General features: G+C 39.9%; 17 protein-coding genes. 8 read left to right on the top strand and 9 right to left on the bottom strand.

From position 1 onward, the window contains the following. Positions 1 to 93 precede the first annotated feature (93 nt). Together RAC86_RS03950 and RAC86_RS03945 are read left to right on the top strand one after the other, a co-directional pair. Positions 94 to 906 (top strand): MerR family transcriptional regulator, encoded by an 813-nt coding sequence (locus tag RAC86_RS03950; protein ID WP_072565808.1) that lies wholly within the window; start codon positions 94 to 96, stop codon positions 904 to 906. Positions 907 to 997: 91 nt separating this feature from the next. Beyond that, positions 998 to 1,675, top strand: coding sequence for a DUF554 domain-containing protein (locus RAC86_RS03945; RefSeq protein ID WP_072565807.1), 678 nt, complete (start codon positions 998 to 1,000; stop codon positions 1,673 to 1,675). A gap of 433 nt (positions 1,676 to 2,108) precedes the next feature. Here RAC86_RS03945 and RAC86_RS03940 read toward each other — a convergent pair whose 3' ends face one another. The 4 genes from RAC86_RS03940 to azlC form a co-directional block, all read right to left on the bottom strand. Further along, a complete protein-coding gene (locus RAC86_RS03940; RefSeq protein ID WP_072565806.1) occupies positions 2,109 to 2,552 on the bottom strand; it encodes a Rok-like winged helix domain-containing protein in 444 nt (147 codons plus the stop codon). 155 nt (positions 2,553 to 2,707) lie between these two features. After that, entirely contained in the window at positions 2,708 to 4,030 is a 1,323-nt protein-coding gene (gene brnQ, locus RAC86_RS03935) for a branched-chain amino acid transport system II carrier protein (protein ID WP_072565805.1), read from the bottom strand. A gap of 200 nt (positions 4,031 to 4,230) precedes the next feature. Continuing rightward, complete coding sequence (locus RAC86_RS03930) at positions 4,231 to 4,563, bottom strand: branched-chain amino acid transporter permease (RefSeq protein WP_072565804.1); 333 nt, start codon at positions 4,561 to 4,563, stop codon at positions 4,231 to 4,233. Then, a complete protein-coding gene (gene azlC, locus RAC86_RS03925; RefSeq protein WP_079288435.1) occupies positions 4,560 to 5,291 on the bottom strand; it encodes an azaleucine resistance protein AzlC in 732 nt (243 codons plus the stop codon). Before azlC ends, RAC86_RS03930 begins: the two co-directional genes overlap by 4 nt. 139 nt (positions 5,292 to 5,430) lie before the next feature. Between azlC and RAC86_RS03920 the strand changes: the two genes are divergently transcribed. Beyond that, positions 5,431 to 6,819 carry an aminotransferase-like domain-containing protein gene (locus tag RAC86_RS03920; RefSeq protein ID WP_072565802.1) on the top strand — a complete coding sequence of 463 codons (1,389 nt, stop codon included), beginning with the start codon at positions 5,431 to 5,433 and terminating at the stop codon, positions 6,817 to 6,819. A 171-nt stretch (positions 6,820 to 6,990) separates the two neighbouring features. Here the strand turns inward: RAC86_RS03920 and RAC86_RS03915 are convergent, their stop codons facing one another. The 3 genes from RAC86_RS03915 to ydfH form a co-directional block, all read right to left on the bottom strand. Continuing rightward, positions 6,991 to 9,162 carry an MMPL family transporter gene (locus tag RAC86_RS03915; RefSeq protein WP_072565801.1) on the bottom strand — a complete coding sequence of 724 codons (2,172 nt, stop codon included), beginning with the start codon at positions 9,160 to 9,162 and terminating at the stop codon, positions 6,991 to 6,993. A gap of 121 nt (positions 9,163 to 9,283) precedes the next feature. Then, positions 9,284 to 9,925, bottom strand: a complete 642-nt coding sequence (gene ydfI / locus RAC86_RS03910; RefSeq protein WP_014112807.1) for a two-component system response regulator YdfI — start codon at positions 9,923 to 9,925, stop codon at positions 9,284 to 9,286. Beyond that, positions 9,918 to 11,141, bottom strand: coding sequence for a two-component system sensor histidine kinase YdfH (gene ydfH, locus RAC86_RS03905; RefSeq protein ID WP_072565800.1), 1,224 nt, complete (start codon positions 11,139 to 11,141; stop codon positions 9,918 to 9,920). Before ydfH ends, ydfI begins: the two co-directional genes overlap by 8 nt. 270 nt (positions 11,142 to 11,411) lie before the next feature. Between ydfH and RAC86_RS03900 the strand changes: the two genes are divergently transcribed. From RAC86_RS03900 to RAC86_RS03890, 3 genes are all read left to right on the top strand, one after another. After that, entirely contained in the window at positions 11,412 to 11,582 is a 171-nt protein-coding gene (locus tag RAC86_RS03900) for a hypothetical protein (RefSeq protein ID WP_003225298.1), read from the top strand. Next, on the top strand, positions 11,579 to 11,755 hold the full coding sequence (locus RAC86_RS03895; protein WP_072565799.1) for a hypothetical protein: 177 nt from the start codon (positions 11,579 to 11,581) through the stop codon (positions 11,753 to 11,755). The genes RAC86_RS03900 and RAC86_RS03895 overlap by 4 nt, the downstream gene beginning before the upstream one ends. An 88-nt stretch (positions 11,756 to 11,843) precedes the next feature. After that, positions 11,844 to 12,287, top strand: coding sequence for a carboxymuconolactone decarboxylase family protein (locus RAC86_RS03890; protein WP_014112803.1), 444 nt, complete (start codon positions 11,844 to 11,846; stop codon positions 12,285 to 12,287). Positions 12,288 to 12,351: 64 nt separating this feature from the next. Here RAC86_RS03890 and RAC86_RS03885 read toward each other — a convergent pair whose 3' ends face one another. After that, on the bottom strand, positions 12,352 to 13,032 hold the full coding sequence (locus RAC86_RS03885) for an ArsR/SmtB family transcription factor (RefSeq protein WP_072183089.1): 681 nt from the start codon (positions 13,030 to 13,032) through the stop codon (positions 12,352 to 12,354). 89 nt (positions 13,033 to 13,121) lie between these two features. Between RAC86_RS03885 and RAC86_RS03880 the strand changes: the two genes are divergently transcribed. Next, positions 13,122 to 13,745, top strand: coding sequence for a flavin reductase family protein (locus tag RAC86_RS03880; RefSeq protein WP_014112801.1), 624 nt, complete (start codon positions 13,122 to 13,124; stop codon positions 13,743 to 13,745). A gap of 117 nt (positions 13,746 to 13,862) precedes the next feature. Here the strand turns inward: RAC86_RS03880 and RAC86_RS03875 are convergent, their stop codons facing one another. Next, positions 13,863 to 15,311: an aminotransferase-like domain-containing protein gene (locus RAC86_RS03875; protein ID WP_061186277.1), complete on the bottom strand. Its 1,449-nt coding sequence runs from the start codon at positions 15,309 to 15,311 to the stop codon at positions 13,863 to 13,865. Between the two features lie 133 nt (positions 15,312 to 15,444). Here RAC86_RS03875 and RAC86_RS03870 point away from each other — a divergent pair, with 133 nt between their 5' ends. Then, complete coding sequence (locus RAC86_RS03870) at positions 15,445 to 16,347, top strand: DMT family transporter (protein ID WP_061186276.1); 903 nt, start codon at positions 15,445 to 15,447, stop codon at positions 16,345 to 16,347. The last annotated feature ends 60 nt before the right edge of the window (positions 16,348 to 16,407 follow it).

Raw genomic sequence — 16,407 nt, 5'->3', positions numbered from 1 at the left:
TTTTATCCTCGATAATGTCAATTTGTTCGGACATTATCGCGCCTTACTATATAATGTGAATGTATAAATCATATGAACAGAAAGGTTGTTAAAATGAAGGAATTTTTTTCGATTGGAGAAGTTTCAAAGCTATTCAATGTGAAAGTCTCTGCGCTTAGGTACTATGATGAAATTGGTCTTTTGAAACCGGAATATAAAGACGAGCATACGAACTATAGATATTATTCTACCCAACAGTTCGAGCGGTTGGATACCATCAAGTATTTGAGAGCTTTAGGCCTGCCAATCAATAAACTTCTTGATTTTTATAATTCTCAAAATACAAACACTCTGATTCATTTACTGAAAAGCCAGCAAACTGAAATTGATCGCAAAAAAAGAGAATTGGAACGCATAGAAAAAAAGATCTCCCGCCGCATCATGCAAATAGAAGATGCCGTCCACACGCCGTTACATCACATTACAAAAATCAAACTTCCCGCATTACGTGTGGCTTATTTACAGCATGAGTATATTCTCGGCCATGATATCGAACATTCATTAGCCAAATTGAGAACTCATCTGAATGTGAACGAGGATATATTTATAGGCAAGATCGGTTTATCTATTTCAGCAGCAAATGTAATAGCAAATCAGTTCGACAAATATTCCAGCATATTCATGATTCTTGAAGATGAAAATGAAGAAACTTCATCCGAAATCATTTTTCCTCCAAGAGACTATCTGCAAATCAGGTTTAAAGGGTCACATCCAGAAGCCGAACCATATTACAAACAGTTACTGGCATATATGAACGAACATCATTATGAGATAGCGGGAGACTCAATCGAAATCACACTCATTGATTATGGGATTACAAATAATCTAGACAATTATGTGACTGAAATCCTGCTGCCCATCAAATAAATTTCATGAATATGTTTTTAATCTCCCTTGACTCTCTACTAACTTGAGGGTTTATTTTTTATGCAGGAATCATTATTGGAGGAGAAAGCTTATGTTTGGGACCATTTTTAACACAGTGATGATCATTGCAGGAAGTATAATTGGCGGGTTATTCAAAAAAGGCATTAAAGATGAATACCAGGATATCCTGATGCAGGCAATGGGATTCGCTGCAGTCGCGCTGGGGATCAACGCGATTACACAGCATTTGCCTGATAGTAAATACCCCATTCTTTTTATCGTGAGTTTGGCCCTTGGAGGTTTGCTTGGCCAAAGCATCAATCTGGAATTACGATTCAACAAGCTGGTGAATAAATTCTCTAAAAGCAATTTAGCGGAGGGTTTATCAACTGCGATCTTATTATTTTGTATAGGTTCTCTGTCAATATTGGGCCCTGTTGAAGCGGCTCTAAATAAAAATTATACGTATCTCCTGACAAACGGGATGTTAGATGGCATTACCTCCATTGTGCTTGCTTCGACTTTTGGTTTTGGAATCGCAGCGGCTGCCATTGTATTATTTGTCTGGCAGGGCTCCATCTATTTATTTGCTAAAGTAATGGAGAGCGCAATCAATACAGACCTTATCAACGAAATCACAATTGTAGGAGGCATACTCATCCTCAGCTCAGGGTTAAGCATTCTGGGAATTAAGAAGTTTAAAACGCTGAATCTGCTGCCGTCCCTGTTGATCCCGCCTATTGTCATTTACGTGATTCATGTATTTTGATTGCGTTTTTAATGTCGAGCTTCAAACACAGGCTTCAAGGAAGGGGGTGTTCCAGATAGTAAAGCGGAATTCACTAATACCGCTATGTTTTATCAGTGAAACAGATGGTGAGTGGTTCATAAGGAAGTGAATTGTATCCGTATGGATATTTTCCAATAATAGAGTCTCTCTAATCGGGCTCTATTTTTCTACATGAACCAACCCTAATGACTAGGCGGCAGTTTTCGGACAGCAGCTCAGCTCACTTCACAACACCGTACAAAAAAATACCAAGGTATTCACAACCCTTGGTATCATGTGAAAATGACATTCCCTGCCACTACCTTAGTCACCGTTCTACATTCGTAATAGCAAGGATACCTTGTTATGCGCCCAGCATCAGACAATATGAAGCTCAGTCTTTGGAAATCAGAAACCGAATACCACGCAAGAATCAAATCATTCTATATTGTCCTCTATAAGGTTTTTTCACCTCTGGGTGCATTTTCATTAAAGTATTCATAAATGATGTCATATTAGAGATGTGCACACCAGTTTCCTTCTCAATCTTTCTTTTCAGCTCAATACTGCTCATTGGCTTATCCTGCTGCTTTAATATGTGTAATGCTGCTTCACGAGAGGCTTTTGATTCAGCTCTGCCCTGTCTTCTTTTTTTTTGTTGGATTGGTTTTGATGTTACACGATATGTCTTTACATCATTTGCTGTTTGTTCGAGCGCGACTTGAGATGGGAGCTTCTTTTCTTTACTAGCCCGTTCTAATGCTCTTAAGCTTGAAAAGATCTTCTCCCGTTCTAACTGGAACTCACGAAGTATCGATATTTCATGTTTATCTATTTCTGCTAATCTCATACACAAAGCTTCTCTTTGATCAGCCATCTTCTTCCCCCCAATTAAGCAGGCGGACAAGAGCTTTATTCCACCTGCAGATCTGAGTAATTGTTCAACTCTTTAGTACCCTGACCAGGGAAACCAAAATATTTATGAAGATGAGTGGCGCTATTAAGCCTTTATTCGTTTTATAAATGCGCTTATCATGATCTTTTTGTTCGGAACATACTCAGTATATAGCCGCCTATTCCCCCTATAATAGCTGGAATGAGCCATCCCAGCCCTATGCTGTACATAGGAAGAATCTGAGTGAAAATGCGATTTACGACTTCAATTTTTATCCCAGCTTCATTCAAACCGTCAAATAGGCTAATGATAAACGTGAACAGTAAACTGCCCTGATACACTTCAGCCTTCCCTTTAAATACAGAATGCAAAAACGTTAAAAAGATTAAGGAAATCGCGATTGGATACATCGTCATTAAGACAGGCATGGACACCTTAATGAGCTGTGTTAACCCTATATTTGAGACAAGCGTACTAAACACTGCTAACATTACAGCTATTTTTTTATACGAAATGTGCGGAAATAATTCATGAAAAAAGGAAGAGCACGCTGTGATCAGTCCGACACTTGTTGTCAGACATGCTACTGTAATCATTAAGCCCAATATGATGGAACCATAGGATCCAAAATAATAGGATGAAACCTTAGCCAAAACCTCGGCTCCATTTTCTAAAAGCCCCAGCTTTTCAACGCTGGAGGCCCCCATATATGAAAGGGCCGTATAGATAAGGGCTAGGAGTGTCGCAGCAATCGCAGTTGCTTTTGCACAAATGATCACCAGCTGTTTTTTGGTGGCAGCACCTTGTTCTTTAATAGCATTCACGATGATGATTCCAAAAACAAACGCTACAAGGGCATCCAGAGTCAGGTACCCTTCCTGAAAGCCTTTAAAAAACACATGTGATGTATACCCTTTTGATGGTGCTTGAATTGTTCCGATTGGATGGACAACAGCTACCACTACAAGCAATCCGATAAATGTCAATTTAATTGGCGTTAAAAATTTTCCGACTACATCAATAATTTTTGTAGGGTTGAGTGATAACAGACATGCAACTGTGAAAAATAATATCGTAAATATGATCAATGCAACAGGGCCTGCATCATCTGATAAAAAAGGTTTTACTCCAATTTCAAACGATACGTTCCCGGATCTCGGGATTGCGAAAAAAGGCCCGATTGCCAGATAGAGAATCGTCGTAAACACAATTCCAAACACTGGATGCACACGGCTGGCTAACGATTGTAGATTATGTTTACCTGAAAAAACAAATGCTGTCATTGCCAGCAATGGCAAGCCAACTCCTGTCACTAAGAAGCCAGCATTGGCGATCCATACATTTGTTCCAGCCATTTGACCAAGCATAGGCGGGAAAATGAGATTTCCTGCTCCAAAAAACAATGCAAATAGCATTAATCCTATAATGATGATATAGGAAGAAGAAACTTTCTTTGACATGATAAATCCTCCGATTACCGTAAATACTTTTTTAAATGACCAGCAAACATTGCAGCTGCTATTTGCATTGGCACGGCGTTGATTCCAAAATAATAAGCTTGTGTCTTACATATGTTGTTCAAGTTCAATAAAATCATGATCATTTCGATAGGCTCCCATAGCTGGGTTCAGACTTTGATGCCGGTTCAAAACCAACTCGTTCAAAAAACCAATTGTACCAGAACCATATAGACAACGGTTCCCCCCGCTATGGAAAGAAGCATATTTTTCTTCCAAAAGTGAAGCAGTGCAACGGCAGCTGCCCCAATCAATTCAGGGATGCCATGACTTCCAGAAAGTAGGCTCACATCTTTAAAACAATAAATAACCAGAAGCCCGATTACCGCTGATGGCAGCACTCTCCCTAGAAATTGTACATATTTCGGTGTCGGTTTGCCAGATGGGAAAATCATGAATGGGAGGAACCGTGTCAGCATTGTGCCAAGCACGACCATAGCAACGGTAATGATTTGCTGCGTTATACTCATCGTCATACGGAAACCTCAGCTTTCTCTAATGGTTTTCTTAGAACAGTAAGTATCCCTAAAATGGCAAGCATAGCTGGAATAATAAAATGGTTTCCTCCAAAAATGATAAGACTGGCAGCAGAAAGCCCAAGTCCTGCGAGAGCACTGTGGTGTTTTTTCTCTTTCATCCACTGTTCTATGAAGATCACAATAAAGAGCGCGGTCATCACAAATTCAAGCCCTTCGGTATTAAACTTCACATACGATCCAAAAATACCTCCTATCGCTGCTCCCGCGACCCAATATAAATGATTAAGCAGCGTCACAAAAAACATAAACCAGCCCTTGTCAACATTCGCTGGAACATTAGCGGTATAATTGATAGAAAATGATTCATCGCACATTCCGAAAATCAGATAAAGTTTCTTCTTTCCAGTCCCCCTGTACTTATCCAACATGGAAATTCCATAAAACAAATGCCGGGCATTTACCATCAACGTCAAAAAAAGAGCATTCATCGGGTTGAACGCGCCCAGCAAAAAATGGGCGGCAACAAACTCCATCGATCCTGCAAATATAATAAAACTCATGATGATCGGATAAATTGCACTAAACCCTAAAGAATGCATAAAGATTCCATAGGCAATTCCCAAAAATAAAAATCCGGCAAAAATCGGAATCGTATACGGGAAGGCCGAACGAAATGCAGCCCCTACTTGATTTCTTTTTGTCATAAGATTCACACCTTGAAACATTTTATATTAAAGTACCATATAAAATCCATACAACAAACAAGATAATTGTATGGATTACAATTATCCTATGTATAATAATAGAGAACCTGCTGCACTCCTCAGAAACCATTTGTGGGAATTTAGACAATAGAGGTGGATTATGCCAGTCAATTCATTCGACAATTATCCAATGTCTTGGAAGCCTGAAAGAAAAGCATTAAAGCGGCCTTTTTATGAATCAATCGCTGTACTGCTTGAACACGATATCAAAAACGGTTTTTTAGCACCGGGTACAAAGCTTCCTCCGCAGCGAGAATTGGCTGACTTTCTTGACTTAAACTTCACTACAATTACCCGAGCCTATAAAGTGTGTGAGGTGAAGGGACTGATTTATGCGGTCACCGGAAAGGGAACCTTTGTTTCTCCTAGTGCCGCTCGTTCAATTACGATTTCTAAAGATAAAATCACCAACTGTATCGATCTCGGTTTAATCGCCTCTTTTGAAGAAACCAATCAAATTGTAACTGAGGTCATTCAACAGGTTGCGAGTAAACATTACGTAGAACAGTTACTCAATTACAATGATCCAACAGGCATTCTGCATCAAAAAACAGCAGGGCTAAACTGGATGAAATCGTTTGGCATTCAAACTGACCAAGACCATATCGCCATTGTTTCCGGTGCCCAAAATGCGCTGGCCATTTCATTGGCCGCGCTGTTTGAGCCAGGGAATCGAATTGCCACTGACTTATACACGTATTCAAACTTTATTGAACTTGCAAAAATGCACCACATTCAGCTAGTGCCGATTCCCGGAGATGAGTATGGAATGCTGCCGGACGAACTAGAAAAGCAATGTACTCAACTCAACATTCATGGCATTTTTCTGATGCCCTCTTGCTGTAACCCAACTACTGTCATGATGTCGAATGCTAGAAAAATAGAAATCGCGGCAGTCATCCGCAAGCACCGTTTACTATTGATTGAGGACGATATTCATGCGTTTATGACCGCAGGCTTGATCTCTGATTATCAGGAGCCCATGTTCAACTTGCTTCCCGAACAAAGCGTATATATTTGCGGCACCTCTAAGTCAATCTGTTCAGGGTTAAGAGTGGCCTATATGGTCTATGGGGATGCCTTGCGCGAGAAAATCCATCAGGCGATGTTCAATATTAATGTAAAAACGTCTTCTTTTGATGCAGAGGTGATAACAGAGCTGATCTTATCAGGAAAAGCGCACAATATTGTTTCTCGAAAAAAACAGCTTGCCCGGTCAGCTAATGATATGTTTGCAGAGTTTTTTCCTGAACAAGAGCTGAATGGACATCCTCTCAGTTTTTATCGGTGGCTTTCCATCAATGATTATACCGATGCGTTACAGCTGGAAACAGATTTGAAGGAACATGGAATCCGTGCATTTCATTCCGATCGCTTTCTGAGCGGCTCTGCCACTCCTCATAAGTATTTGCGTGTTGCGCTTTCTTCAACAGAATCATTAGACGAGTTGAGAATAGGTTTAGAGAGATTGAAACATTATCTCGGCTAACTTGATTAAACACACCCTATACCGCTTGGTGTCCTCTACCTGCGCAAAAACAAAATGGCGGCTTCACCTTCTAAATACTACCACATTGAGTGGCCATAGAATCGCCTACAACATGATCAGGGAATAAATGTTAAGCAAAAAAAGCAGATCATAAATGATCTGCTTTTTCTATTACATGATTTGTTTCTTTTGTTCATGATCTATTTCTGGCTGTATTTCCTTCGTGAGTTGATGCCCTTCTATGTCCACATTCGGAATAATCTTGTCTAGCCATTTTGGCAAATACCAGGCTGCATTCCCCATCAGCTTCATTACACTTGGAATCAGTGTCATTCGTACAATAAATGCATCAAAGAGCACACCAAAGGAAAGAGCCAATCCGTTGGCTTTAATAGAAGCTTCACCAGCAAAGATAAATCCAGCAAAAACGAATATCATGATCAGGCCGGCTGCGGTGACAACAGGACCGCTGTGTTTTAATCCAGCTTGAATCGCTTGTACTGGATTCTTTGTTTTCACATATTCTTCACGCATTCTGCTTACAAGGAATACTTGATAATCCATGGCTAATCCAAACAGTATCCCAATAGATAAAATCGGCAAGAACGCGAGTATCGGCCCTTTTTCAGGTATTTTGAAAAAGTCGATGAGATTCCCGTCTTGTAAAACAAATACACAGATTCCAAGAGTGGCTGTCATCGTCAATATGAAACCCGCAACAGCAACAAGAGGCACAAGCAACGAACGGAATACGATTGTCAGCAATACAAACGCAAAACCAACAATGAGTACAGCAAACACCGGTATCGCATCATTAAGGCGATCTGAAATATCAATATTCACTGCAGTCGATCCAGTAACGAGCAAATCTACCCCATTTTTATCTGATAAGCTGCGTACATCCTTTACCAAATCCTTCGTTGCTGCATCATTTGGACCTGTTGTAGGAACTACCGTAATGATGGCAAAGTTCCCTTCTTTATTAGGCATTGCAGGCGTGACACTCGCTACATGGTCTAGTTCCTTTATTTCTTTCACTGCATCTGCGAAGGCTTCCGCCTTATTTTCTGTTACACTTGTGGCATCCGCTACGATTGTTAACTGACCATTAAATCCTTCTCCAAAACCGTCGGCAAGCAAATCATAAGCCCGGCGATCTGGATTATCCTTCGCTTTCATCCCTGCATCAGGCAAGCCCAGCTCCAAATGCATAGATGGGATACTAATAACAAGCAAAATGAGAATGCTGCATACACTTAGCATGATAGGATTTTTTGTGACAAAGCGTCCCCAGACATTTGTTTCAGCGCTTTGTTTTTCTTTTTTCTTGTTTGATTTCGGAACCATCCGTTTCCCCGCTATCGACAAAACGGCAGGCACAAGCGTGATTGAAGCGAGGACAGCTAACAATACACTAAGCCCTGCTGTCAGTCCCATTGCAGACATAAAAGGAATGTCAACGACAGTCAATCCGCAAAGTGCGACAATAACAGTAAGTCCGGCAAAAACAACTGCACTCCCAGCTGTTCCTGTAGCTCTCGCGATTGATTCATTTTTTTGTATACCTTCGCCTAAAAACTGGCGGTGCTTCGTAAAAATAAATAAAGCATAATCAATCCCAACAGCAAGGCCAATCATTCCGGCTAATGAAAGACTAACGGAAGCAATATCAAATACTTGTGTCCCAATCAAAACAAGTCCAATACTTACACCTAATCCAATCAGTGCAGTTAAAATCGGCAAACCTGCTATTAATAAGGAGCCGAATGTAATGGCTAAAACGACAAAGGCCAAAATAATGCCGACAATTTCAGACACTCCGCCTATCTCCATCTCGGCTCCTGGTACATCTCCGCTTAGCTCAGTTTGTAATCCCTCGTCATCAGCCAATTTCAAACTGTCTTTTAAGTGTTTGATAGAGTAATCTTTTATATCATCTGCTGAAGATTTATACTTGATATCAGCATAGGCAACGGTGCCATCTTTCGCGATTGTTCCTGTAACAAAAGGACTTGCAATCGAGTCAACAGAATCATCTTTATTGATTTCCTTGAACGTATTTTCGATTGCTTTTTTGGCTGACTCTGCAGTAAGTTTCTCTCCATCTTCAGCTCCGAAAATCACCCGTATGCTCCCTTTATCAGGACCGTGAGGAAATTCTTTTTGAATGATATCCATCGCTTTTTCCGAAGGTGTGTCAGGTATGGACATATCCTCAGAAAAACTTGGTTTTAACGTGATTGCAAGGCCTACCGAAGCAACTAACACAACGATCCACGCACATATTACTTTTATGCGATTGCGAGCAACCCATCCTCCTAATTTATATAACATTCTAGACATGATAATCTCCTTTCAGCTCATTGCTTGATAACATTCTTTGCTTTCTCATTGTAGTTGACAATGAAATAAAAAAAACGTACATTCGGGCATGTACGTTTGGGCAAATTTCAAATATATGATGTTATTCGTCTAATGTCAGAATGCCTCTTTGCATGGCAATCGTCACTGCCTCAGTTCTTGAATTCGCGCCTAATTTATTGTAAATGGACGTTAATCTAGACTTTACAGTTCTCTCAGAGACACCCAAATCAAAGGCAATCGCTTTGCTTTTAAGACCTTTAGCAATGGCTTTTAGAACAATGACTTCCTTTTCTGTCAGCTGCGTATCACTGCTCTGCTTCTTCATCCGCTCCAATTGGACTTCTTGCAGACGTTTTAAGATATCAGGCTGCAATAGCACGTTTCCTCTTATTGCTGCATCCATTGTATGAAAAAGGGTTTCTGAACTCGTATCCTTCAATAGATATCCTTTCGCCCCTAATTCAATTCCTTCGATCATTAAGTGATCTTCATTATACGTAGTCAAAATAATGATGGGGATGTCGTGTTTTTCTTTTATTTGTTTAATGGCTTCTAACCCGCTCATCTCAGGCATATACAAATCCATGAGAATGATATCTGGTTTTAATTCATCTGCAAGGCGGACTGCTGCTTTGCCATTTTCCGCCTCTCCTATGATGGTGTAGTGATCATTCGTTTCAATTAAAAGCTTCAGACCTTCCCTCACGACAAGATGGTCATCAACGACTAAAACCTTATTCATCCTGCATCTCTCCCTGAATTGGTACGTTAATCTCGATGTGTGTTCCTATAGATTTTGTACTCTTTATATAGAATTGGCCATTCATTGCTCTGACGCGTTCTTGTATACCAAGAAGCCCATAATGTCCTCTCTTTTTCTTTCCCTTCTCAACATTAAATCCTTTGCCATTGTCCTTGACAGTTAGATGCAGTCTCCCTTTTTCATCATCCCAAATGGATACCCAGATCGTTTCTGCTTCGGCATGCTTTGCTGCATTCGTTATGCATTCTCCAATGATGTAATAACAGTTTTCAGCTGTACGAACGTCTAACACCTGATGTAACCTGTAGTCTACAAAACAAGCCGTGCCTGTTGACTCCTGAAAATGATCCATTAAAGAGGTAATTCTTTCTTTTAAAAAACCGATTTCTTCTGATTTGCTGCGCAGATCGTCAATCGCTGAACGTGCATCAGCTAATGTGCTTTTCACTCTATTCATAGATTGTTGAACGATTTCTTTTGCTCTCTCTGTGTTGTCTTTGGCGAGATGAACATGAATCGCATCCAGCTGCATGTTTAAACTAACCAGCCCTTGAGCAAGTGTATCATGTAAGTCCCTGGCCATACGCTGTCTCTCGTTTTGCAGTGTCAGCTGTTCTACCTGCTGATGAGCCAGCTCCAGCCTTTCAAGAGTCAGCTGCGCTTTTATCTTTTCATCGACTTGGGCAAAAAATGTAGCGGCATATGTGATAATCACAATCATAATAGGTACGGCTATGACAAGAAAATGCAAATATTCACCTTTGTGAATATGGTATAGTACATTAATTGACAGCAGAAGCAATAAATAAAGGATGAGGAACGTCTTTCTTCTGTCTGCCATGCCTATAATCTGTCCGATCAAAAATGCATAAAGGCCAATGATGATCAGCACTAAGAAGCCTGACATGACATTAGCAAGTGTAAAAGTGATCAAACCTTGTAATGCGAAGTACAGAATCACCCTTTTCTTAACCCAGCGATATGAATGCCAATGCATCAAAGCAAAGATGGCGGTCAATACCGTAAACACATGAAGCAATAAAATGGACCAGCTCCCATTAAGAAATTGCAGCACGATAGAGGCAACATAGATCATGAGAATAAAAGCCAGGCCCGGCACTCTGAGTGCAAGCATATTTAATGCCCGCCTATCATGCGGGTAGTATTTTTCTTTGATAGGATTCCTTATCTGCAAACCTCATCCACTTCCTTTACCAGTTTAACTGAACAGAGACTAATGAAAATCGAACCCATTTCATTGAACGTGCAACATACATTTATCCAATCATTTTATAGGAAGAGAAGGAACACAACAATACCAAGGTGCAGTGAACCATTAGATGCTCCCAACATACGAGCATTGCCCAAACGTACATAAGCATTCTGCCTTTATGTACGTTTTATCTTTCCAAATTTACATTTAAAATAATGAGGAACTCACTATTCATTGAAGGAATGATCATCATTGAAATCGATTGATCTCACAATTTTATCATTAAAGAGAAAAGGAATCCGAACTGAGAAAGTGTTAAAAAATCAGTGCCTTGATCGATTAAGCAATGTGAACGAAAAAACAGACAAGCATAGAAACAAAAATGCTCAATCAAAGAGAACGTGTAAAGAAAAAGAGGAATGAATATGTATTGGTTTTTAGGTGCTTTTTTATATTTTCTCATCGGTACTTGTATATTCATTGGAGTCATTAGAGACAGTCACTCAGGTTCATGGATACTCCTTGCATTAGCAGCTCCACTCATCATTGTTGGCTATCCTTACTTTTATTCAAAGCAGCTTCTTGCCAAAAGATAGTGAAATAGACGCCATACGAACTGTACATTGGTAAAATGATCAATGTCGGGATACAATTTATGTATCTTAAGGAAAGGAGTCTTGCCTTATGAGTCAAAGAGTATCCTACTATGATGTTGCACCTGAAGGTATGAAGATGATGATGGATATGGAGAAATACACGAAACAATCTTCAATTAACCGAACGACGAGAGAGCTAATTAAAATCAGAGTTTCTCAAATAAACGGCTGTGCTTTCTGCTTAGATATGCATACTTCTGATGCCCGCAAAATGGGCGAAACTGAACAGCGAATTTACTGTTTACATGCTTGGAATGAATGTGATTTTTATTCACCTGAAGAGAAAGCAGCGCTCGAACTATCTGAACACATCACGCTCATTCCCTCTAAAAGGGTTCCTGATGAGCTGTATCATCGAGTGCGAGAACATTACGATGAAAAACAATATGTTGACCTTGTTCTCATCATCAATCAAATAAACAGTTGGAATCGCATCTCTATTGCAATGGGTAATCAAGCAACTTCGAGATAATGAGAAGGAGTAAGATTTTAACGAATCTTACTCCTTCTTTCTCATTCTCTTATTAAAAAGTTCCCTAAATATTCACTTTGAAGTATTTCTCAAATGCGGTTTTCCCGCTTTGTGTCATCCTAACCGCTCTCGTTTTCGGCATACGAACGATCCATTCTTCTTCTAACATGCGCACCAATAAGGCGTTTCCTAACGCCCCTGCAATATGATGCTGCCGCTCACTCCAATCCAAACAGCAGCGGGCAAATGCTCTCCTCTTATGTCGTTGGTGCTCTTCATTGATGCCTAACTTCGAAAAGAACAAAGAACCCTCTGAAGTCACCTCAAAGTTTAAATCGACTTTTTTTAATATTCCCTGCTCAACTAGTGAATGTGTCATTTGCACACCCACATAACCTGCCAGATGATCATAACAGGTGCGGGCGAAATGCAAGTCACTTTTCTCTTTTGAATCTTTTAAAGATGTGACTTTGGCTTTAGGCGCAATACGAAGCAATTGCTCAATCATGTTTGCAGTATCAGAGTTAGACAATCTGTAATACCGATGTCTTCCATGCTTCTCTACACTGATCAGCTTTTCTTCAAGCAATTTTTTCAGGTGAAAACTTGCGGTTTGAGGTTTAATGTTCGCGAGATATGCAAGCTCTCCCGCAGGATGTATCCTTCCATCCATTAGGGTGAGAAGAATGGAAGAACGGGAGGGATCAGATAGCAACGATGAGATTTTTGCGATATTAGGATTCATGATTTTCCTCCTTACATTCATATTTCGATGATAGTTGAAATGTTAAACCTTTACAATATGAATATAAGGATGACAAGGAGGAATAAACGTTGGACATTGAAAAACAAGATACTCTTCATTTTAAAGAAATCAAACCAAACATCATGTATTATGGTACCTCTACATTTCTTCTTACCACATTGAATGAAGATGGAACCACTAATATCAGTCCTATGTCTTCTTCTTGGGCTCTTGGAAATTATATTGTCCTTGGAGTTGGGCTAGGAGGAAAAGCCATTGAAAATTTGGAAAGACACAAAGAATGCGTCATAAACTTGCCTGGCCCGGAATTATGGGAAAACGTTGAAAGAATTTCGTCTTATAGCGGAAAAAAGAATATACCGCCTTTGAAGAAAGAGCTCGGGTTTACATATAAAAAAGAAAAATACGAGTCAGCAGGCTTAACACCTTTACAATCAAAAACAGTTTCACCAACACGCATTAAAGAATGCCCTATTCACATTGAAGCCGAAGTCAAACATATTCGGTTCCCAGAATATGAGCCATCATTTGCGATTGTAGAGACACAGGCACTACATTTTCACGCCGAGGAGAGTATCATATTGAACGAAAACCATATCAATCCTTCAAAATGGAGTCCGCTGATCTATAATTTTAGACATTATTTTGGTTTAGGCAGAGAAATAGGAAAGACCTTCCGTTCAGAAACATGACCCTTTTAAGACCGAGCCATGATTTGATCTATTCTAGTAACCCTTGTTATTATCAGATCAAGCGATCATTAGGCTTGGTCTCTTTTTTAGTGAAACATCCATTTAAGGATATAAAAGTTACTTACTTGCCAATTCTTTTATCATTAAACCCAACTCATAAATCCCCTTTTGAAGGTCTTCAAGGGATGCATAAGCATATGATAAGCGAACATAATTCCCTTTTTCCTGAGCATAGATACTGCCGAGATTGAGAAGAATCCCTTTTGATAAAGCTTTAGTATAAAGTAATTTCATTGATATTGAAGGCAATATTTTTATCCAGACAAAGAACCCTCCCTTTGGCATGTTCCATGTCGCAACATCCTTCAAATGGGTTTCTAATGCACTCAAGGCCAATTCTCTTCTCACCTTTAATTGCTGTCTAACCTTTTCTAAATGCTGCTGGTATTGGCCGGATGTAAACCACTCCGCCGCTACTCTCTGGGATAATGAACTGGATCCGTAATCTGTTTGCATTTTAATGTCAGATAAACGTTCAATCACCGGTTCTGGTCCGACTATCCACCCAATCCTCAAGCCCGGACTTAATGTTTTCGATAAACTGCCTATGTATAGCACATGCCCATTTTTATCTATTGTTTTAATAGGATAGGGCGGAATTTCATCTATCCATAACTCGCGATAAATGTCATCTTCAATAATGGGAAGCTGTGTATTCTCACTAGCTGCAATGATTTCTTCCCGCCGCTTTTGCGACATTAAAATACCGGTCGGATTATGAAAACAAGGATTTGTATATAATATAGCCCTTCCCCGTTCCCCTCTTGTGATATGAAGATTTCCCGGCAAAAGTCCCTCATTATCCATAGGAATCCCAGTCAGTTTCATGCCAGCTGATTGAAATACGTGTAATGAATAAAGGTAAGATGGCTGATCAAGATAAACGGTTGATCCTCTTTGCAAAAGCCCCATCGATATCAGCTGCAGGGCTTGCAATGCTCCCGAAACAATTAGAATGGAAGAAGATGAGGCATTGATGCCAAAGGTTCTTAAATAGTTGCTTAATGCCTCTCTCAACGGAAAATATCCTTTTGGTTCCTCATATCCGAATGCTTCCATGTTTTGAGATACCTTGCCCATCATCTCTTTCATAGCAGTTAAAGGAAAAATCTCAGTTGAAAGTTCGCCTTTACTGAGCTGTATAAGATCCATATTTGATTCTGATTGGTTTATCTCCTGTACGATTTTTTGGCTAGGCTGCTGAATTCCAGAGGTTACATATTGATCCCAATTAGGAGCAGAATTCTTAGCTAATAGTGTCCATGTATTGTTGATAACAACTGTGCCTTTCCCCATTCTGCCTTCTATTAACCCATCTGCCATTAATTCCTCTAAGGCCGTAATCACTGTGCTTCGATTTACCTGAAAGTCTTTTGCAAGCGTGCGCTGGCTTGGAATCTGGCTTCCAATTGGCCACTCTCCATTTCCTATTTTCTCCTTAATAAAATGAACGATTTGTCTGTACTTAGGAAGCTTTTTCGTCTTTTTTTCTTCTGGAAAGCTCATGAAAGCAGTCTCCTTACAACTAAATTGGTTGGGTCAAAATTCGTTTAACTGGTTGAAGTCATATCACCAAATCTTTATTAGTATAGAAACACATTAAATAACTGGTTGGTTTTTGTAAAGAGGAGTGAGAAATATGCGAAAGAAAACAGTTCAAATGATTATATCTAACAGCCTGATGATCGGTTTGTGGGCATCAGCTTTTCCGGGAATTCGCGCAGGTCTGGAAGGGTACACACCAGAACACCTTGCTTTATTTCGTTTGTTAATCGGCTCTATGGCATTATTGCTTTTTGCTGTTTTGACTCAGATGCGCTTGCCTGACATGAAAGACATTCCTGCCATTTTTCTGTTAGGGTTTTTAGGTTTTGCACTCTATCACATTTTGCTGAATATTGGTGAAAAAACAGTTAGTGCTGGAGTTGCAAGCTTACTCGTCACCACAGCACCGATCTTTTCTGCCATGTTATCCCGCCTGTTTTTTAGAGAGCATTTTGGATTTACGAAATGGATTGGCTCTATGATCAGTTTATTGGGTGTGTCATTGATTGCATTTGGGTCTGGAGACTATACCTATTCAATGAAAGGCATTTTGTTCATCCTGCTGGCCGCTTTTTCGGAGAGTATTTATTTCGTTTTTCAACCCCGCTATATAAAAAAATATGGCTTTATCCGATTCGTTACATTTTCAATTTGGGGCGGAACAATACCTATGCTTATATTTCTGCCAGGCTTAGGCGGAGAGATGATAAACGCTTCCATGAACTCAACACTGTCTATTGTTTATTTAGGTTTGCTGCCAACAATCGTGCCTTACTTTGCCCTTGCATATGTCACTTCACTCGTCGGCTCATCAGAAGCAACCCTTTCGCTTTATGCAACACCGGCTTTAGCCTTGCTTATTTCTTGGTTGTGGATAGGTGAAATACCCGCATTCATTTCTCTGCTAGGCGGAGTGGTGACAGTCGGCGGGGTGTGTTTCACCTATTTAAGACAAAACAAAATGAATTGGTATGGAAACGCTCTTAGACACAAATAAAGAGAAAATACCAATATGGTTTGGTATCTTCTTCTTAAATATCAAATAGAATTGTATCTC

This window comes from Bacillus sp. LR_5, from assembly GCF_042709275.1.
This window is presented reverse-complemented; position numbering and strand designations above follow the sequence as displayed.